This is a genomic window from Streptomyces sp. NPDC001502, assembly GCF_042894785.1.
Taxonomy (GTDB): domain Bacteria; phylum Actinomycetota; class Actinomycetes; order Streptomycetales; family Streptomycetaceae; genus Streptomyces; species Streptomyces kutzneri.
In genome coordinates this window covers 170,328-187,124 of sequence record NZ_JBIAVW010000016.1, presented here as the reverse complement: position 1 = coordinate 187,124, position 16,797 = coordinate 170,328, and the positions used below count along the sequence as shown (strand labels likewise).

18 protein-coding genes and 4 pseudogenes are annotated in these 16,797 nt (G+C 68.8%); 11 read left to right on the top strand and 11 right to left on the bottom strand.

What is annotated here, in order from left to right:
• Positions 1 to 255: 255 nt before the first annotated feature.
• The 4 genes from ACFY0D_RS26715 to ACFY0D_RS26700 form a co-directional block, all read right to left on the bottom strand.
• On the bottom strand, positions 256 to 462 hold the full coding sequence (locus ACFY0D_RS26715) for a YozE family protein (RefSeq protein ID WP_390800589.1): 207 nt from the start codon (positions 460 to 462) through the stop codon (positions 256 to 258).
• A gap of 706 nt (positions 463 to 1,168) precedes the next feature.
• Complete coding sequence (locus ACFY0D_RS26710; RefSeq protein WP_390800588.1) at positions 1,169 to 1,993, bottom strand: alpha/beta fold hydrolase; 825 nt, start codon at positions 1,991 to 1,993, stop codon at positions 1,169 to 1,171.
• A gap of 75 nt (positions 1,994 to 2,068) precedes the next feature.
• Positions 2,069 to 2,359, bottom strand: a complete 291-nt coding sequence (locus tag ACFY0D_RS26705; protein ID WP_390800587.1) for a DUF4287 domain-containing protein — start codon at positions 2,357 to 2,359, stop codon at positions 2,069 to 2,071.
• Between the two features lie 51 nt (positions 2,360 to 2,410).
• A complete protein-coding gene (locus ACFY0D_RS26700) occupies positions 2,411 to 2,959 on the bottom strand; it encodes a dihydrofolate reductase family protein (RefSeq protein ID WP_390800586.1) in 549 nt (182 codons plus the stop codon).
• Positions 2,960 to 3,081: 122 nt separating this feature from the next.
• On the opposite strand from ACFY0D_RS26700, the gene ACFY0D_RS26695 reads away from it, so the two are divergent.
• The 3 genes from ACFY0D_RS26695 (at position 3,082) to ACFY0D_RS26685 (ending at position 5,554) form a co-directional block, all read left to right on the top strand.
• Complete coding sequence (locus ACFY0D_RS26695; RefSeq protein ID WP_390800585.1) at positions 3,082 to 3,708, top strand: TetR/AcrR family transcriptional regulator; 627 nt, start codon at positions 3,082 to 3,084, stop codon at positions 3,706 to 3,708.
• A gap of 158 nt (positions 3,709 to 3,866) precedes the next feature.
• The gene (locus ACFY0D_RS26690; RefSeq protein WP_390800584.1) at positions 3,867 to 4,262 is read left to right on the top strand and encodes an STAS domain-containing protein; all 396 of its coding nucleotides are present in this window, start codon (positions 3,867 to 3,869) and stop codon (positions 4,260 to 4,262) included.
• A 371-nt stretch (positions 4,263 to 4,633) separates the two neighbouring features.
• Entirely contained in the window at positions 4,634 to 5,554 is a 921-nt protein-coding gene (locus ACFY0D_RS26685) for an IclR family transcriptional regulator C-terminal domain-containing protein (RefSeq protein ID WP_390800583.1), read from the top strand.
• Between the two features lie 241 nt (positions 5,555 to 5,795).
• Here the strand turns inward: ACFY0D_RS26685 and ACFY0D_RS26680 are convergent, their stop codons facing one another.
• Positions 5,796 to 5,963, bottom strand: a complete 168-nt coding sequence (locus ACFY0D_RS26680) for a hypothetical protein (protein WP_390800582.1) — start codon at positions 5,961 to 5,963, stop codon at positions 5,796 to 5,798.
• 142 nt (positions 5,964 to 6,105) lie between these two features.
• Between ACFY0D_RS26680 and ACFY0D_RS26675 the strand changes: the two genes are divergently transcribed.
• From ACFY0D_RS26675 to ACFY0D_RS26655, 5 genes and pseudogenes are all read left to right on the top strand, one after another.
• On the top strand, positions 6,106 to 6,630 hold the full coding sequence (locus tag ACFY0D_RS26675) for a hypothetical protein (RefSeq protein ID WP_390800581.1): 525 nt from the start codon (positions 6,106 to 6,108) through the stop codon (positions 6,628 to 6,630).
• Positions 6,627 to 6,929 (top strand): annotated as a pseudogene (locus tag ACFY0D_RS26670) (putative T7SS-secreted protein); the annotation flags it as partial. The gene ACFY0D_RS26675 and the pseudogene ACFY0D_RS26670, both read left to right, overlap by 4 nt.
• A gap of 16 nt (positions 6,930 to 6,945) precedes the next feature.
• Positions 6,946 to 7,341 (top strand): annotated as a pseudogene (locus ACFY0D_RS26665) (putative T7SS-secreted protein); the annotation flags it as partial.
• A 507-nt stretch (positions 7,342 to 7,848) separates the two neighbouring features.
• Positions 7,849 to 9,960: pseudogene (locus tag ACFY0D_RS26660) on the top strand (DUF6531 domain-containing protein); the annotation flags it as partial.
• 326 nt (positions 9,961 to 10,286) lie between these two features.
• Positions 10,287 to 10,655 (top strand): hypothetical protein, encoded by a 369-nt coding sequence (locus ACFY0D_RS26655; RefSeq protein ID WP_390800580.1) that lies wholly within the window; start codon positions 10,287 to 10,289, stop codon positions 10,653 to 10,655.
• Positions 10,656 to 10,886: 231 nt separating this feature from the next.
• On the opposite strand, the gene ACFY0D_RS26650 is transcribed toward ACFY0D_RS26655, so the two are convergent.
• The 3 genes from ACFY0D_RS26650 to ACFY0D_RS26640 are packed head-to-tail and all read right to left on the bottom strand — an operon-like array spanning position 10,887 to position 11,890.
• Positions 10,887 to 11,150: a hypothetical protein gene (locus ACFY0D_RS26650; protein ID WP_390800579.1), complete on the bottom strand. Its 264-nt coding sequence runs from the start codon at positions 11,148 to 11,150 to the stop codon at positions 10,887 to 10,889.
• A complete protein-coding gene (locus ACFY0D_RS26645; RefSeq protein ID WP_390800578.1) occupies positions 11,059 to 11,628 on the bottom strand; it encodes a hypothetical protein in 570 nt (189 codons plus the stop codon). The genes ACFY0D_RS26650 and ACFY0D_RS26645 overlap by 92 nt, the downstream gene beginning before the upstream one ends.
• Before the next feature lie 37 nt (positions 11,629 to 11,665).
• Positions 11,666 to 11,890 carry a hypothetical protein gene (locus ACFY0D_RS26640; RefSeq protein ID WP_390800577.1) on the bottom strand — a complete coding sequence of 75 codons (225 nt, stop codon included), beginning with the start codon at positions 11,888 to 11,890 and terminating at the stop codon, positions 11,666 to 11,668.
• A gap of 381 nt (positions 11,891 to 12,271) precedes the next feature.
• Here ACFY0D_RS26640 and ACFY0D_RS26635 point away from each other — a divergent pair, with 381 nt between their 5' ends.
• Entirely contained in the window at positions 12,272 to 12,469 is a 198-nt protein-coding gene (locus ACFY0D_RS26635) for a hypothetical protein (protein ID WP_390800576.1), read from the top strand.
• Positions 12,470 to 13,064: 595 nt separating this feature from the next.
• On the opposite strand, the gene ACFY0D_RS26630 is transcribed toward ACFY0D_RS26635, so the two are convergent.
• Positions 13,065 to 13,673, bottom strand: coding sequence for a hypothetical protein (locus tag ACFY0D_RS26630; protein WP_390800575.1), 609 nt, complete (start codon positions 13,671 to 13,673; stop codon positions 13,065 to 13,067).
• Between the two features lie 296 nt (positions 13,674 to 13,969).
• Here ACFY0D_RS26630 and ACFY0D_RS26625 point away from each other — a divergent pair, with 296 nt between their 5' ends.
• Together ACFY0D_RS26625 and ACFY0D_RS26620 are read left to right on the top strand one after the other, a co-directional pair.
• Positions 13,970 to 14,173: a hypothetical protein gene (locus ACFY0D_RS26625; protein WP_390800574.1), complete on the top strand. Its 204-nt coding sequence runs from the start codon at positions 13,970 to 13,972 to the stop codon at positions 14,171 to 14,173.
• A gap of 121 nt (positions 14,174 to 14,294) precedes the next feature.
• Positions 14,295 to 15,041 carry a DUF4241 domain-containing protein gene (locus tag ACFY0D_RS26620; protein ID WP_390800573.1) on the top strand — a complete coding sequence of 249 codons (747 nt, stop codon included), beginning with the start codon at positions 14,295 to 14,297 and terminating at the stop codon, positions 15,039 to 15,041.
• 45 nt (positions 15,042 to 15,086) lie between these two features.
• Here ACFY0D_RS26620 and ACFY0D_RS26615 read toward each other — a convergent pair.
• Positions 15,087 to 15,920: pseudogene (locus ACFY0D_RS26615) on the bottom strand (IS5 family transposase); the annotation flags it as partial.
• Positions 15,921 to 16,043: 123 nt separating this feature from the next.
• Entirely contained in the window at positions 16,044 to 16,790 is a 747-nt protein-coding gene (locus tag ACFY0D_RS26610) for a DUF2625 domain-containing protein (RefSeq protein ID WP_390800572.1), read from the bottom strand.
• Positions 16,791 to 16,797: the final 7 nt, after the last annotated feature.

Below are 16,797 nucleotides of genomic sequence, written 5' to 3'. Positions count from 1 at the left end.
GGTGAACGTCCTGTGGGCACTCATACGTGACGGACGGTGCTTCCAACGCGAACTCCGTGTCACAGTCGCAGCTTGACAACGTCATTAGGAGGTGGGGCGGGAAAGGGTGGTCGCCTCACGGCGGAGGGCTCTGCAGGGCTTCAGCCGAACGATCTTCCCCACAGGCATACGTCGGGCCAGGGACACAGTCCCTTCCCGCACCCCACATGTGAATGAACGGTCAACCAAACCGGAATCTTCCCACCCGCAGAACGGTCAGCGGGAGGCGTAGCGGACCCAGGCGTCCGTGAGGTCCTGCAGTGCAGCCGGTGTGGCGTGGCCGCCCTCCAGGTACTCCGTGAACGTCGCCAGCCGGTCCGGTTCCTCGGGCCAGTCCGGATCGGCTGCGGCCCTCCTGGCGAGCTCGCCAAGGGCGTCCCGGTCCCTCACGTGCCGCAACAGCCACGCGGTGAACCCGTCCATCGACCCATCCCTGTCTTCGGTGATCACCGGCCCAGGCTCACGCATCCGGGGCCAACCATTGGTGTGCGGCGACCGCCGCGCGCCCGCAGCCGCCGGGCGCGGTGAAGTCTGCCCACGGCCGTGCGGCTGTCTGGGGAACGCCGGCAGCCGGTTCCTGCCGAAGCTACTCCGCCGCCGCTGCCCTCCGGTACCGGCCCGGCAGATTCCAGCCTCGAATACCCGCGGACCGACCGGACCCGCCGCGCGGCCGTGTTCGGCGCCGCTATCGCCGGCTGCCTGTTTCGATGGAGTTGGCATCGCACATACCGACCCGTGGTCGGCGAGAACGAAGGCGGCGACCTCTCGGGCGAAGCTCTCCAGCTCTCCGACATGGCCGGAGTGCCCGCTGTGCTCAAGGACCAGCAGCAGGAGCTCCGTCCACGGGACGGGAGCCACACGGAGCGGGTCGCGCCCCCGTCTCAACCTCTGCTTCAGGGCCACCGTGCCGGGACAGCACACGGCCGAGAACGAGCAGGCGCCGGCGAGGAGTGTCTGGCCTCTGAGGGTCCGATGGAGAACGTGCTGTCCATGCCCGCCCGCCAGCACCGCCGACGGCGTCGGTTGGATCAACGGCACGGTGGCCTGACTCCCTGGCAGTGAGCCCCGGCGCCCTGGAGCCGGAGCGCGCCGCGCTGCTGATACGTGGACGCGTCTCAAGGTGTCGAGGTCAGGCCTGCCCGCGAACAGGCTGGTCGGCGACCTGTTCAAGGAATTCTTGAAGCGCCTGCCGCAGGATCTCGGGGTGTTCCAGGTGTACGTCGTGTCCCGCTTCGGGGACGCGCACAGCCACTGTGTCGGGTCGCTGTTGGAGCATGGCTTGCGTCTCGTGCGCGGGGATGATGCCGGATTGCCCCAGGATGACCAGCGTCGGGCAGGCAATGGTTGTCCATTCCTCCCAGAAGGAACGCCGGGCATTCTCCGTCAGCGCGTCGACCATCACGTCACGGTCGAAGGTCGGCCACCAGCCGTCGGCGCGCTCTTCCAGTCCGGCCGCCCAGCCCTCGCCGACAGCACCGCCGCCGAAGAACTCGACTGCGGCCTGGCGCGTGGGGAACGGCGTCGGCCACGCGTCGAGCGCTGCGCCGATCTCGGCCTGCACGTTCGGGCTGGAGCCGCCTGGTCCCGCTTCGATGAGGACGAGCGCGCGCAGCAGGTCGGGGTGGGCGGCGGCGGTGAGCATGGCGGTGTGGCCGCCCAGAGACTGCCCCACCAGGGCCGGCCGACGCAGGTCGAGCTGTCCGATGACAGCGACGACGTCGGCCACGTACGCGGCGCGGGAGACATCGCCCGGTCGGCGCTCGCTCGCGCCGTGGCCGCGCTGGTCGACGGCGACGACCCGGTAGCGGCGGCTCAGGTTCCGGGCGAGGGTGTCCCATTCGCCTGCGTGGCCGGCCAGTCCGTGCAGGAGGACGACCGGGGGGCCTGATCCGCCCCAATCGCGGCAGGAGATGCGGACGCCCTCGCGTACCACGGTGCGGTCGGTCCAGGTCATGCCGGGTTCTCCAGGAGGTGGGCGCGGTCTGTGAGGTGGGGTGCTTCAGGCGCTTGTCGGGACAGGCGCGCCGCTTCAGGAGGGGCGGGTCGCCTTGCCGTCGAGCCAGAGAGTGTCGGAGTCGTCGCGGTGCGAGCCGGTCGTGCCGACGTGCTTCGCGTCGATGCGGGGGCCGTGTTTGATGACGTGGACCAGCGCCATGCCGTGGCCGCGCCCCAGGCCGTATTCCTCCTTGAGCCACGTGAGGATCGTTCCCGCCTTGGTGGACGGGGCGTCGAAGCTGTGCTCCTGTGCCAGTGCGATGAAGGCGCGGGGGGTCAGGCCGGTCTTGGTCTCGATGGTGTCCAGGTAGGCCTGGAACGACATGGGGTCCTTCTCTCCGATGGTTGATGGCCGGGGCCGGGGTCTGTGGGCAGGTCAGGCGGGCTGGTAGGTCAGGTCCAGGACGCCGGTGGAGAAGGCGGCCGAGGCGGTGAGCCGCAGGGGGGTCCGGCCGGTGCCGTCCGGGAACAGGCGCTTGCCGGTGCCCAGCACGATCGGGTGCACCAGGAGCCGCAGTTCGTCGAGGAGACCGGCTTCCAAGAGGGTTCGGGTCAGGGAGATGCTGCCGGAGAGGTTGATGTTCCCGCCCGGCTGCCGCTTGAGGTCCTCGAGGAAGGTGATGACGTCGCCGTCGATGACGGTGGTGTTGTTCCAGCGGGCCTCGTTCAGGGTGGTCGAGGCGACCAGCTTGCGGATTCCGTTGAGCGCGTCCGCCATCGGGCCGGTCCGCTCCGGCCAGGCCGCGGCGAACGCCTCGTAGGTCAGACGCCCCATCAGCAGCGTGTCCGCTCCGGCCTGCATCTGGGTGAGGGCCGCGCCCATCTCCTCGTCCAGATAAGGGAAGTGCCACTGTTCCGGCGCCTCCGCCACGCCGTCCAGCGACACGAACAGCCCCGCCACGATCTTGCGTCCTGCGGTCGTCATGACCGATCCCCCCGGTTGGTGACGGCGCCCGGGTCGACCCCCGGCGCTGGTACTGGACCGTACAGTACTCATATGAGTACTGATCAGTCCAGTACTCTTCGAGGAGCATCAAGGAGGCTGGCATGCAAGCACCCGAGGACGGCCGCTCGGCCCGCAAGCGCAAGGCGATCATGGAGGCGGCCACCGAACTGTTCCTGCGCAAGGGATACCCGGGCACCAGCATGGACGAGATCGCCGCGACGGCCGCGGTGTCCAAGCAGACCGTCTACAAGCAGTTCACGGACAAGGAAACGCTGTTCGGCGCCATCATCACCAACGCCAGCAGCAGGGTCGGCCTGTTCGTTGAGGCCATCGACGCCTTGCGCGACACCGATGACCTCAACGGGGACCTGACCGGGCTCGCCCGGCGCTACATCACCACCGTCATCCAGCCCGGAGGGCTGCAACTGCGCAGGCTGCTCATCGCGGAGGCCGACCGCTTCCCCGAGGTGGCCGCCGACTACTACCGGCGCGCGCCCGAGCGGACCATCGCCGCCCTTGCGGCCTGCTTCGAACACCTCTCGGCACGCGGGCTGCTGAAGTTGGACGATCCGCTGCTCGCCGCCCGTCACTTCGCCTGGCTCATTCTGGCCGTCCCCATGGACCGCGCCATGTTCTTCGCCCGCGACGACATCCAGACCCCGGCCGAACTCGAACGGCTGGCCGACGAGGGCGTCCGCGTGTTCCTCGCCGCGTATACAGATCAATAGGTGGCCAAGCCGCGCACGTCACATGGGGCGGCCACCCCCACCGGCGCGTCCACAACGGTGGACATCGCACCGCCCAACGCGTTCCGTGGAAACACAGCAGGACCAGGAGCGCCGGTGGACGACCTGTTCCACGTCACGGCCGCCACGCGGGGCCGGGCATGTGCGAGGTGAATCTGGCCGGGGAGCTGGACGTCGCCACCGCCCCAAACCTGCGCAGTGCCCTCGGTCAAGCCATGGCCAGCTGCCAGCGGGCCACTATCGACCTGGCGGACCCGCAATTCTGCGACTGCTGCGGGATGAGCACGCTGCCGGCCGCCGCCCGGACCGCCGGGGCCGAGGCCTCCGAAATCCACCGTCCACCAGTCCCAGCCCCGCGACGGGTCTGCACCAGCACCGTGCCACCCGGCCCGGACGCGGTGAACAGCAGCGCCGTGAGGGAGACCCGGGTGACGCGCAGACGGCCGGTGGAGCCGATGCTGGCGCAGGCCGCGGAGGCCGTGCCGGGCCCGGCGGTGCTGCGGGCGGGGGTGCGTGCATGGGGCCGTCGCCGGTGACGGTCGCCCACTCCACCGCGCGGTCGTGGAAGAAGCCCGCCACGTGCGGCGGGGCGCCGGCATCGCGGTGGGGCCAGGCGGTGAACTCGGCCGCGAACGACTGCGCTGCGGCATTGTCCAGGGCGGATCCGACGCGCCCCATGGACTGCACCACGCCCCACCGGTCGCAGAGCTGCCCGAACGCCTGGGGGATTCCGAGGTCAGTTGCCCCGCCAATTACACCCCGCGGAACTTGGGAGGGTGTCGGGCCAGCTCTCCGCCTCCGCCGCCCCACCTGGACCTCGGCGACCCAGAGGGAGGCAAATACCCCGTTCAGCCATTCCAGGCACATGTTGTAGTCATTTTCGGCCGGGTCCATCACTCTCCGAAGTGTGTCGAAGCGGGCCCGGCTGTCGAAGGGGGTGGTGGAGCGGCTGCTGCCGTGGCTGTGCCAGCGCGGCATGGCCGACGGGCTGCCCGACGGCGGGTACGCGCCGGGCCCGGATCTCCTGGCCCTGGCGCAGCCGTCTGGAGGCGCGGCCGAAAACACGCTGCAGCGGACGCTGGCCACACTGCGGGACGCGGTGGGCGCCGCGGTCTACGTCAGCAGCTACACCGACGGCGAGGTGCACATCTCCCGCCTCTCCGACGGCCCGCAGGCTCCCCGCGTCTACGAGTGGGTCGACTTCCGGTTCGCCGGACACGCCAGCGCCGTCGGCAAGAGTCTCTTGCAGCAGCTGCCGTTCGAGGCCCGCATGGACCACCTCGCCCGCCGCCACCCCGTACGCCTGACCCCGCGCACCATCACCGACCCCGCACGCCTGTTCCGCACCATCGACCACAACGGCCCCCGCTCCGCGCAGTTCGACTGGCAGGAGTACTCCCCACGCGAAGTGTGCGTGGCGGTGCCCCTCAGCTTCGGGCAGGCCGAAGCCCTCGCCCTGTCCCTGCCCGCCTCACAGCGCCACCGCCTCAAGGAAGCCGCCCAAACCCTCACCGACCAGTCCGCCACCGTCCTGCTCAGCCTCCTCCTCAGCGGGAACCCGCCCGTGGAACCCGCCCCGGCACGGCATGGGGAGATCGCGGTCGTCCCGCCCACCGACGGACTGCTCCTCACACGGCCGGCCGCAATCACGGTACGAACCGGACCGGCACCCAACCGGCCCGAACACGACGTCGGAAACCCCACCCGCCCGCCCCGGCCACCCGCCGGCGGCGAGCCGGCCCTGGACTGGTCCGACGTGGTCGACGACCTCAACGACCACGGCGTCCCCCTCACCCCCATCGCCGACACCTACGCCGCAGCCATGTGACCCGCCCGACCCGACGCCGCCCGCAAAACCCACAGGTCCCGGCCGCACGGCGGGGCAGCGGGCGGCGACCGGGAGCAGAAGAGCAGTCACGACCGATCCCGTACGACAACGAGGAGGTCCCCGATCAAGGACGCCTTCCGCCACTGACCGAACACGGCATACGGCCGTCGCACCGGCAGGGCCCCGACCTCCTCACCCCTGGTCGGGACCCAGCCACGTTCCACGCCGCAGCAGCTCGGGTTCAGGCCAGACGGGAACCGAGCCGGAAGCGCATCTCCCCCGCAGCACGGCGGACCTCCTCGGACTGCGCATCGTCGTCGAGCATCCCGAGGAGAACCATCAAAGCCCTCGCCTCGTCCCCGCTGATCAGCTTCAGGCGCGGCTCGGCGACCCCCCTCGAGGAGCACATCCAGCATCTCGTCCATGCCCGGAACAACGCCGGGCCGGCCGGGGCGTCACCAGGGATTGCGGACTCATACTGCCCCTCGTCTGCGTGGTCACGTTCTTCCTCGCCCGTCGCCTCGGAGCGGAGCCGGTCGTCGCGATGACGTATGAGCCAGCTGGCGCCGACGGGCATGGAGGCCGGTCATCCGGCGGTCGCGGCAGCGCTGGAGGGGTTCTGCGAACGCTGGGACATGAGCGTGGCGAGTCTCTTCGTCCTCACCAGTGGGCTCGCCGAGCGCCTGGGTATCGGGGCCGGCTCGGTGTGGGAGCAGGACCAGTACCTCAAGGGCACGTTCAAGGTGGTGGTCAACGCCGGTATCGGCAATCCCCATGCGTCGAACGACGAGGTGGAGAAGAAGTCCTTGGAAGCGGTCCTCTCCGATCACGCGTTCAAGCGGGAGACGCCGGAGCAGGCCCGTCAGGCCCGGGAGGACTTCGACCGTACGTGGGCGGACACCAAGAAGGGCCTGCTCAACGAGGGGCTCGTCGGCGGCATGTTGGAGGAGGTTGCCGAAGCTCAGGGCATGGACCGCGAGACCCTCGACCGTGTCCGCAACCCGCAGGGCGTGGACCAGCAGGGTGGCGGCCAGGACAGTGATCAGAGCGGGAATCAGGGGGGCGGTTCCCGATGAGCGGCGGCAACTGGCTGGAGAAGGGCGCGGCTCTCACGGGCGACGCGGTCGAGTGGCTCGGCGACAAGACGGCCGACCAGCTGGAGGAGGTCGGGTGGCAGGGGGGCGCCAACGCGGTCCGGAACACGGCGAACTCCGCGGCGAACCGTCTGGGCGCCGACGTCGCTGAGGTCGAGCTCGGCCAGAGCGACGATCCCAAGCAGCTGGTCCACGGCAGCGCAAGCACCCTGCGGGCAACCGCCGGGCACCTGAACGACTTCCACGCGGCCTTCACCCGTACCGGGGAAGGCCTGAAAAAGTTGGGCACGGACGGCAATCAAAGGCGCCGCTGCCGACGCCGTTCGGGACTCCGTCCAGGAGAAGGCGCCCCGCTGGTTCGCGACCGCGGCCGCCTTCGAGACGGCGGCCGGCGCGGTGGGCCGATTCGCCGACACGGTGACCTGGGCGCAGGGGCAGGCCAAGGAGGCGATCGACGAGTACAAGGCCGCCGTCAAGCTGTCCGAGAACGCCCACGCCGCCTACGACAGGTGGGTCAAGGACTACGAATCGGCGGTCAAAGTTCAGCAGGATCCGCTGCCGGCCCGCCCCATGGGTTTCACCGACCCGGGTACGGACGGCATCAAGGCCGCCCGGCAGAAGCTGGCCGAGGCGCGACGCCAGCGCGATGACGTCGCCCACTCGGTGGCACAAGCCCTGGAGAAGGCTCGGGACGCGGCGCCGAAGGTGTCGGCCGCCGACGCGACGCTGGTCGAGATCGTCCGCAAGGGCGCGGAGGTCGAACACTTCGTCGGCGGGATCGCCAAGGGGACGGTCGGCCTGGTCAACTTCGCCCGCGGGCTCGACTCCCACGACCCGTACAACATGAACCACCCGACCGTGGCCCAGATGGGCCTCAACAGCATGAGCGCCGGCTTCCTCACGACGGCCAACGACCCTGGTGCAGCGGCCAAGGCCATGCTGGACAGCGCATTGAAGGATCCCTTCGAGTTCGGCGGCACGCTCGTCCCGGAAGCCATCGGCCCCAAGGGGGGTGGCCTGCTGTCCGGCGCTGCCCGCAGAGCCGCCGGAGCCGCCCGCCTCGTCGACGACCTGGCACATACGCCGAAGAGGCCGGGGGGATCGAAGGAGCCGACTCGGGCGGCCGGCGACGAGCTGCGCCACGACCCGCACGACAAGTCGCGCGAATCCGACTGCAAGACCTGTCGGGAGGACCCGGTCGACGTCGCGACGGGCCGGATGACACTCCCCCAGACCGACCTGGTCCTCCCCGGCTCCCTGCCGCTGGTGTTCAGCCGGACGTTCGAGTCGTCGTACCGTCTGGGCCGCTGGTTCGGCCCCACCTGGGCCTGCACCGTCGACCAGAGGCTGGAGTTCGACGACGAGGGCGTGGTTCTGGTCAGCGAGGACGGCAGCCTTCTCGGCTACCCCCACCCCTCGCCCGACGCCCCGTACTGCCACGCCTGGGCCGCAGCTGGCCGCTGGAACAGCAGGAAGACGGCGGCTACACGGTCACCGACCCCAACACCGGCCAGATCCGGCACTTCACCGAGGACGGTCTGCTCACTCAGATCGACGACCGCAACGGCGCATGGATCACCTACACGTACGACGAAGCAGGCGCCCCTGCCGCCATCTCCCACAGCGGCGGCTACGAGGTCCGCCTTACGACCTCCGATGGCCGAATAACCGGCCTCGCCCTGGCCGACGGCACCCAGGTCCTGCGCTACGGCTACACCGACGGCCACCTCACCCAGGTCACCAACTCCTCCGGCCTTCCACTCCGTTTCGGCTACGACGAGCTCGGCCGGATCACTTCCTGGACCGACACCAACGACCGCCACTTCGACTACGTCTACGACGACCAGCACCGGTGCATCGCCCAGTCCGGTACCAACGGGCACCTCAATGTCCGCTTCACCTACGAGCCCGGCCGAACCACCCTCACCGACTCCCTCGGCCACACCACACAGTTCCTGGTCAACGACCGCGCCCAGATCACCGCGGAGATCGATCCCACCGGCGCGACAAACCGCTTCGAGCACGACCGCCGCCACCGGCTCCTGGTGCGCACCGACCCGCTGGGCCACACCACCCGCTTCACATATGACGAGGCGGGCCGGGTGACCGGCGTGACCCGCCCAGACGGCCGCGCGTCTCGGGCGGAATACAACGCGCTCGGCCTGCCCGTGAAGCTGATCACCCCGGACGGCAGAGTAGTCCGCCAGACCTACGACGACCACGGCAACCGCACCTCGGTCACCGACCCGTCCGGCGCCACGACTCACTTCCGGTACGACACCCGCGGCCACCTCGCGTCCGTGACCGATGCCCTGGGCAACACCACGACAGTCCGAAGCGACCCGACGGGCCAGGTCGCCTCAGCGACCGACCCCCTCGGCGGCACTATGACGTATGTCCGCGATGCCTTCGGCCGCCCGATCGCCATCACAGACCCACTGGGCCACACCACGCACCTCACCTGGAGCATCGAGGGCCGCCTCCTGCACCGCGTGAACGCCGACGGCACCAAGGAGTCCTGGACCTACGACGGCGAGGGCAACTGCCTGACCCACACGGACGCGATCGGCGGAGACACGGACTTCGAGTACGGCGACTTCGACCTCCTCACCACCGGCACCGGCCCCGACGGCACGCGCTACACGTTCACGCACGACATGCAACTCCGCCTGACGGGTGTCACCAACCCGCAAGGGCTCACCTGGAACTATGCCTACGACGAGGCGGGACGGCTGGCTTCGGAGACGGACTTCGACGACCGAACCCTTACCTACGGGTACGACGCTTCGGGGCGCCTGACGTCCCGCACCAACGCCGTAGGCGAGACCACGGCGTACGAGCACAACACACTCCGGCACGGTCGTCGAGGAGACCCACTTCACCTGGGACGGCACAACCCTCTGCGAGCAAACCAGTGGCTCGGTCACCCTCACCTGGACCCACCAAGGCCTCCACCCCGTCACCCAGACGGAACGCATGACCCAGGACGAGGTCGACGACCGCTTCTTCACGATCGTCACGGACCTGTTGGGCACCCCCACCCACCTCCTCGCAGAAGACGGCACCACCGCGTGGCACACCCGCACCACGCTCTGGGGCACCACAACCTGGAACCGCGACGCAACGGCCTACACCCCACTCCGCTTTCCCGGCCAGCACTATGACCCAGAAACGGGCCTCCACCACAACTACTTCCGTACCTACGACCCCGAAACAGCCCGCTACCTCACCCCTGACCCCCTCGGTCTCACCCCCGCCCCCAACCCGGCCACCTACATCCACAACCCCCACACCTGGGCGGACCCACTGGGGCTCAACCCCTGCCCGCCGAAAGAATCCGTTGTCGAGACCCCGGAGGTCGTCGCACCCAAACCGCTCAAGCCGAATCAGGTCATGGCTGAGTGGGAGAATTTCCTAGGCGAAGGGCCGTACACCAACATCCACCCACGGACGGGTATGCCTGATCCACACCGACTCGTCTCCGCCGACGGGTTGCGAAGCATCAGAATGGGGCCGCACGAGATGAACAGCAAACCGACCAAGTTCCACTTCCATATGGAGACCTGGACGTTTGAATCCCCTACCAACACGTGGATCGTCGACAACACAATGGTTCGAGTCCCGCTGGGGTTGAAGTAATGAACGTGATCATCGGCAGCCTGATCAGACAAAGCGGTCGCGTCGTCTTCTCAGGGCCTCTGGGCGAGGCCTGGGGGACGTGGCAGGGTGATGAGTCTCCGCAGCTCGGCCCGACAAATGTGGAATTGGACATTCCGGATGCGATCGAGAAGTGGACTTCGACGGACGCTACCGAGTCGCTGGAAGGGCCACTCGGTGCGCCCCTGACATTCTGTGGAATTGTGGAGTCAGTTGGCGATGATGGAGTCGCTGCAATCCGCATGGCATCCGACATCGTGCTAGTAGAGATTGGTCCACCCGCTCCCTCACCAGGTCAAAGGATCATGTTCCACGTTCCCCGGATCGATCTCTATCCCTATTCACTTTGAGCGGGCGTTTGAGGTGAATAGATTGCCCTTGATGCCCTAGTTGGCCGGGCTGGATGGTCACGGCCGGTGGTTGAGGGACCGAGTCAGTTCGCGGTTCGCAGCACGGGCCGCTTCCAGCTCTTGCGACCGCTCTTCGAGCCCGCCCCGCTTGTCCGCGACCTCTTGCTCGAGGAGAGTGATGCGGCGTTGGAGCTGGTCGATGTCGACCGGGGCTCCGAGCCCGGACTCGGCTCAGACACCTTCGCCGAGCTGGGTTGAGAGACGGGTCTCCAGCTGACGGACTCGTGCGGTGAGGCGCTTGTTGGCTTCCAGCGCGTTCGCGAGGTCAGCCTGAAGCGAGGCCCGGCTGACCGCGGCCATCCGCCCGTTCTCGACGGGGGTGCTGGCAGCGACGTGGACTCGTTCAAGCAGGTCGGGGTGGCGGTAGAGGAATGTCCGGTCGACCCGGGCGGAGCGGGCGAGCCCGGAGACCGTGATGTCCCCGCCGGACTTCACCGCGGCGTCGATGGCTTTCAGGACGCGTTCGCGGCGGCCGGCGTGCGGTGGTGTGGTCGCCGCGGAGGGCGGCGGCGTGGGCCTTGCCGAAGACGGCGTCCAGCAGGCCGAGGGACGGCCGGTCGCTGAGGGCCATGGCCTGGTCGGCGAGGACATCCGCGACGGGCAGGGCGGCGCCTTCGTAGCCGAGGGCGATCGCGGCACGGCCGCGGACCCAGACACGGGTGTCCAGGTCTTCAAAGGCGTCGGCGGCCTGCGCGGCCATCCGGTACCAGTGCACCGCCTTCGCCCCGTCCGAGCCGGGGAACGTCTTCGCGTAGAGGGTCATCAGGCGGGCCGCGACCGACCACAGGCGCGGGTTGTCCAGCTGCTGCTGGACCGTGACGAGCTCGGCGCTGACACGGCGCTGGATGTCGGCCGCGCCCAGGCTCATGTACTCGGTCCCGTAGACCGCCAGCTTGGCCTCCCACGCCTCCACGGAGGGGCCGCCGGTCAGGCGGGCGGCGAACCCTACGCTAGAGGAGGTCGGAGGCCACCACAGGGGCTATCGCGGCGCCGGCCGCATCGGTGAGGAACTCACGTCGGTCCACTTGACCCTCCAGAACAGCCAGCGGCACGTCCAGCACCACGGACAGACACCGCAGGTAGTAGGCACCCGGCGTCACCGCACCCCGCTCCCACCGGGAGATGTACTCGCGGGTCAGAGCGGTCCCATACCGGGCGTTGATCCAATCGGACAACCTGCCCTGCGACCATCTCGCGCCATACGCAGGCCTCTGATCAAGTCCCCCAGGTCCATCACCCCATCTTGCCCCTACCAATGCCCCTGGTGAGGACACATCAGATCACCGACGGTATGCCTGCAGGAGGCACGTCGAAGGTCGAGAAACGGTGAGCGGCATGACGTACGACAGCGGGCCCGGAGCACCAGGCGGCGGCCAGGGCGAAGCGGTGCACGTGACGCTCCCCCGGCGCGATCCCGAACCCGCCCCCGGCTGTTCAGAGTGCGCGGGCGCCGCGGGACGCCGTTCTGCGTGCCGGCGGTCCGGGGGCATGTCCGGGGTGTCCGACTGCAACGTCGTCGTCCGCCGCCACCCCCACGCCTGACCGGGGGGTGCGAGGTGATCGACCGGACGGACATCGGGGAGCGCGTCCAGGACGTGTACGGCAGGACCGGGATCCTGCGGGACATCGACCCCGCGTGGGAGGACCCTTCCGACCCGCCCGGCGGCCGCGGTCAGCACGTGGTGGCGTTCATCTCGCCGGAGCGCGGCGGGTGTCAATGGCACGCCGACCCCACCACCGTGCAACGGGCGTGAAGAGCCGGCTTTCCCTGTCGCGTCCCGCCGGCCTTCGCGGGGCGGAGTCGGGACACGAACCGATCGGCGGCCGGTGACGTTGGGGGCGGCCCGGTGGTACTGCTGCCCACAGAGCGCTCTGGGCACCGGGCCTCACCCACGCACGCCATATCGGCGCGGGCTGACCACGACCCTAACCGGCGCCCGCACAGGTCGAAGCACAGCCCGGAAAACTGGTCCTGACACCTGACGCTGCCACCACCACGAACGGCGACATCCTTCCCCCGGCGACAGCAGCAAGGAACGGAAAAGCGTCAGGCACCAGGACCCGGGGTCCGCCCCGGGCAGGCCAAGGAGAACGGCACCGCGTGCCCGGGACGGTGTGCGTCCCGGCCCTTCAACGACCGGGCACACCACCGGTTCCGCACCTCGGCCACTGGGATGCGAACTTCGCAGTTCCACGCATCCGGCCGGCCTGCGAACCGGCCCCCGAGGTGTGGGCGCGTCCACGCCCGGGGCGTGGTGTTCCCAGTGGGAACACCACGCCCCGGGCGCCGTTCCAGGATTCCGGAACGGCGCCGTACTGCCGGGCCGCCCGAGGCGGCCGGCCGGGAGGTTACTTGGTACCGGTCACCTTCAGCGGCCAGGAGACCTCCGCCAGGACTGTGCGGACCTTGACCTTCCGGTTGACCATGCGCGGCTCCTCTCCGTCCGGGCCCGGCGTCGGCACCGCCGGCACGGCCCTGATCTCCTCCTTGTAGGTGACGGCCACGACCCGGACCTTGTTGGAGACCCAGCGGCCGCCGCTGCCCGCCACCACCGTCCCGAGGAGGCACTCCCCGTTCTTGGCCTCCGTGTCGGTGCACTTGTGGTCGCTGCCCGTCGAGCCGTGGGTGGTCAATCCGCACGGCTTGAATGTCTTGGGGCCGAAGTTGCCGAGCTTGCCCGGGTTAACTGTCACCGGAGCGCCCCGCAGCACCCCCATGGCCTGGTCGGTGCCCACCTCCAGCACGACCTCCGAGCCCGGATCGAACCCGTGGCCCTTGACCGTCACCTCGAAACACGAGTGGTCGTCAACGACCTCGACCGCCCCCGTGGGCTCGACCCTCTCCAGCGCCGGCCCGGCCCCCGCAGCCGTGGGAAGGGCCCCCGACACCCCTGCCGCCACCGGAACCAACGCCGCAGACACCAGCACCGCCGCCCACCACACTCCACGACCAGCCATCCGCCGTACATCCCCTCGAACCCACCGCACGCCCGGAACCCCAACGGCCCCGCCCACACGCCCGACACCCCCAAAACGATCAAGAAACCGCCAGGTAGCGGGCATTCACCCCGCGCAATACCGGACACCCGCGATACCCGGGCCGTCCGGCACCGACAGGCCCTCACCACCGGCCGGTCCAGCATGGCCACCTCGCCCGGCAGCGGGGCCGTCGTCGCCTTTAAGGCTGCTTTGCCGGTTCATGACGGAACGGTCACGCACCACCACGCCGGCAGGGCGCCCTCGTTGGTCTGGGTATGGAGCAGAGAACCGTTTCACCGCCGGACTGGGCCGGATTCACCTGGCTGGCCAAGGAGATCCGGCAGGCATCCGATACGCCGATCTACGACGCCGTCGAGCGGCAGTGGCTCGCCCACGGCCGCGAAGTCCCCCGCCGCCCGGGCCCGTCGTGGGGCGGCGGGCGTGCGGTGAATCCTGGCGACCTGTTCCGCCGTGCCTGAGAAGGTGTTTTCGATCCCCGAATTGCGGTCCTGCTGGAGCTGGCGGGCCCTGATCGTCGCATCAAGCTAGGGGAGCCGGGCCGCACACGTGAGTGTCAGCAGTGCTGCGTACCCTTCGGCTATGGATGGCACAACAGACGCTCGACTGGTGGCAGGACCTCAGGAGAGCTGGTATCTGCATGCGGTGTTCAAGGAAGGGACGCGGCTGGGAACGCTGCCCCGTGATCCGCTGACGTTCGTCGAAGTCGCTGAGGTAGTGGAGGTGACGACGATCCGTGTTCCAAGCGGTCGCCTCATCGTCGATTCGCCGTGGCCGGAAGACACTGATCCGGAGTTCAGGACCCGTGTAGGCCGGGAACTGGCCGAGCGGCTTCCGCCCGGTGCCTATCGGCTGGAGGCGGCATGGACGACGGGGCCGTACGAGTTCATGGGTGAGGACTTCGACGGCCGGGAAGTCGCAGCGGTCCGACTCTGTGTCTCGCAGGAGCAGGTGGTCAGCTGGGAGATGGCTCTCAGCGTGAGTGACGACATCGAGCAGATACGGCCAGAAGACAGGATCGGGTTCAACTCCGAGACGAATATGGGGTGCTTCGCCGATGCCACCGCGTGGTCGACGCTAACTGAGACGTTCTGCAAGTTTTGGAGGGATTCTTCGGCGGGCCGAAGCACGTCCCGCGAAACGGAAAGCCTTCTCGGTGGATGGTTTGAGCGGACCAGCGACGAGTCTCACCGAGCTGATCTTGTGACATTTTGCGCCGAGTCTCCTGGCGTCGTTTGGCTGGGCCGGACGCAGTCGCGAAATATCGCCGCTGTCGTCGTTGCCGACGGCCTTCACCCCCGTGCGGTTTCTTTCTCCTCGGCACTCTGAGGAGGTGTTGCCCGGCATGGCTGCCCGGCACGGCTGGTTGGGCTGTCAGCTCGCGAGGTGGGGTTTCTTGTCCCAGCGATCTGCCCTGGGCTTGCCGGCGCGGGTGATACGCCTGGTCATGAGGGTAATGAGTGACCAGTTCAGGTGTGCTTCGCTGTGCTGGGGCAGGCGTTCGTAGTCTCTCGCGTTACGGCGGGCGTTCATGATCCAGCCGATGGTCCGCTCAACGCGCCATCGCCGGGGAAGGACGATGAAGCCCTTGGCTCCCTTGGGCCGGGAGACGGTCCGCAGGGTGATTTTGAGGAAGTCGCGGGCCCAGTCGACGAGCTGGCCGGCGTAGGCGGAGTCTGCCCAGACCTGTGTGATCTGCGGCTGGGTGAGGCGAAGGCGCCAGAGGAGTTCGCGGGCCGCGTCGCGGTCGGTCATGTCGGCCGGGGTCACCATGATCATGACGGGCATGCCTTTGGCGTCGACCATGAGGTGTCTCTTACGGCCGTTGATTTTCTTCGCGGCGTCGTACCCCCGGGTGTCCTGGCTAACGGTGTGTGCTGCCTTCACCGATTGGGAGTCGACGATCAGAGTGACGGGGTGGGGGCATCGTCCCAGGTCGGTACGGATTCTGCGTCGGAGCTGGTCGCGGATGTAGGTGACGCAGCCGGCTCGGTTCCAGCGTGTGAAGAACCCGTAGACGGTTTCCCAGGGTGGGAAGTCCGCGGGGAGGGCCCGCCACTTCGTGCCGTTGTCGACGATGTAGCGGATCGCGTCCACGATCTGTCGGCGGGGCCACTTCTCGGGGTGCCCGCCGGTCTTGGTCTGGCAGGCCGGGGTCGGCAGGAGGGGCTCGATCAGAGCCCACTCCGCCGTGGTGGTGTCGGAGGGAAGCGGCGGCGGCGAATAGGTGTCGGCATGGCGGCACTCGCGAGGTAAGGCCTGGTTGGAAGGCTACGAGCGCAAGGCCGGACACTTCCTCGCGTTCGCCGGCATCGCCGCCACCCTCATCTGCTACCTGCGTCTGGACGGGTGAGCCGGTTCATACGACTCCGAGGAAACCCGGGTCAGCGCCGTCGAACTGAAGCATGAGTCGCGGTTCACGCCAAGGAGTTCCGCCAGGGGCACCGCGCGACGGCTGGTCGCCGACAGATCCTGGCGGGCCTCGGCCGACCACAACGGCGGGAAGAACGACAGTCCCTGCCGGCCCTCCAGCACTGCGACCTCACTGCGCCAGCCGTCCCACCGCAGGCCCTGATAGAACTCCTGGAGTCCTCCGGAGAAGATCCAGGACAACCACGCCGAGTGGCCGGCGCCCAAGGCCTCCCAGCCGAGCGCATCAGGGGCGAAGTAGAGGATCTCGCCTGGCTCGCCGGGCCGACCGGCCTCACGGGGGTTGCCCCCGTTGAGCGCGAAGACCCCGCCCAGCACGTCGTGCGCAACCACGAGACCGGCGCCAGGCCGCCATGAGGGATCGAATGCCGAGGGCATGGCGTTGGCCTCGGCCAGGCCAGGCAGCCCGGCGTCGCTTGGGCTTCCGAAGATCCGCAGCCATCCACCGTCCACGAGCAGACCGCCGCAGTTCAGTACGATGCCGCCCAAATTCGACCCGGCGGAGACCTGTAGTTGCAGCAGGGAGGCTCGGCCTGCCGCGGTATCGCCGGGCAGGACCTCAACTGGTACGTCGGTGCCGGACAGCTCCTGAAGCAGGAGCGGCCATGCAGGGTCGTCGACGTTGATCAGTTCATCGTGGTCGCGCATCTCCGCA

Bases quoted from the DNA above. Each gene is read 5' to 3' on its own strand.
- ACFY0D_RS26715 (WP_390800589.1), bottom strand. From the start codon at position 462: ATGGACGGGTTCACCGCGTGGCTGTTGCGGCACGTGAGGGACCGGGAC.
- ACFY0D_RS26710 (WP_390800588.1), bottom strand. From the start codon at position 1,993: ATGACCTGGACCGACCGCACCGTGGTACGCGAGGGCGTCCGCATCTCC.
- ACFY0D_RS26705 (WP_390800587.1), bottom strand. From the start codon at position 2,359: ATGTCGTTCCAGGCCTACCTGGACACCATCGAGACCAAGACCGGCCTG.
- ACFY0D_RS26700 (WP_390800586.1), bottom strand. From the start codon at position 2,959: ATGACGACCGCAGGACGCAAGATCGTGGCGGGGCTGTTCGTGTCGCTG.
- ACFY0D_RS26695 (WP_390800585.1), top strand. From the start codon at position 3,082: ATGCAAGCACCCGAGGACGGCCGCTCGGCCCGCAAGCGCAAGGCGATC.
- ACFY0D_RS26690 (WP_390800584.1), top strand. From the start codon at position 3,867: ATGTGCGAGGTGAATCTGGCCGGGGAGCTGGACGTCGCCACCGCCCCA.
- ACFY0D_RS26680 (WP_390800582.1), bottom strand. From the start codon at position 5,963: ATGTGCTCCTCGAGGGGGGTCGCCGAGCCGCGCCTGAAGCTGATCAGC.
- ACFY0D_RS26675 (WP_390800581.1), top strand. From the start codon at position 6,106: ATGAGCCAGCTGGCGCCGACGGGCATGGAGGCCGGTCATCCGGCGGTC.
- ACFY0D_RS26655 (WP_390800580.1), top strand. From the start codon at position 10,287: ATGAACGTGATCATCGGCAGCCTGATCAGACAAAGCGGTCGCGTCGTC.
- ACFY0D_RS26630 (WP_390800575.1), bottom strand. From the start codon at position 13,673: ATGGCTGGTCGTGGAGTGTGGTGGGCGGCGGTGCTGGTGTCTGCGGCG.
- ACFY0D_RS26625 (WP_390800574.1), top strand. From the start codon at position 13,970: ATGGAGCAGAGAACCGTTTCACCGCCGGACTGGGCCGGATTCACCTGG.
- ACFY0D_RS26620 (WP_390800573.1), top strand. From the start codon at position 14,295: ATGGATGGCACAACAGACGCTCGACTGGTGGCAGGACCTCAGGAGAGC.
- ACFY0D_RS26610 (WP_390800572.1), bottom strand. From the start codon at position 16,790: ATGCGCGACCACGATGAACTGATCAACGTCGACGACCCTGCATGGCCG.